This is a genomic window from Mesorhizobium sp. M7A.F.Ca.MR.362.00.0.0, assembly GCF_004023175.1.
Classification (GTDB): Bacteria; Pseudomonadota; Alphaproteobacteria; order Rhizobiales; family Rhizobiaceae; genus Mesorhizobium.
This window is the reverse complement of record NZ_RZTF01000122.1, coordinates 3,792-4,190: the sequence shown is the minus strand read 5'-3', so window position 1 is coordinate 4,190 and position 399 is coordinate 3,792. Positions and strand designations below refer to the sequence as shown.

Below are 399 nucleotides of genomic sequence, written 5' to 3'. Positions count from 1 at the left end.
CGGAAACGTCATGCGCCGCTGTGACGATGCCGGATGCGATGAGCGCTCGCACATGGTCGCCGACGCGTTTTTCGTGATCGAGGTCGACCGGCGGCGGCGGGCCATCCGTGCGGCCGTGTACGTCACGCATATAGACCGATTGCCCGAGATGCGTTCCCCAGGACGCCGGTGCGCCGACCAGCAGGATCATCTGGCCCTCGGCCGCAAAGCCGGTCCGCACCATCTTCGACCAGTCGGCGATCAGCCCGACGCCGCCGATGGTCGGGGTTGGCAGGATGCCCTGGCCGTTGGTCTCGTTGTAGAGCGAGACATTGCCGGAGACGATCGGGAAGCCAAGCGCGCGGCAGGCGTCGCCGATGCCCTTCACCGCGCCGACCAGCTGGCCCATGATCTCGGGCC

General features: G+C 67.7%; 1 protein-coding gene. It reads right to left on the bottom strand.

Annotation, left to right across the window (positions count from 1 at the left end; genetic code table 11):
* Positions 1–399, bottom strand: a 399-nt coding sequence (locus tag EOC06_RS42685; RefSeq protein ID WP_245469673.1) for an AIR synthase related protein, incomplete at both ends; no start/stop codon positions are given.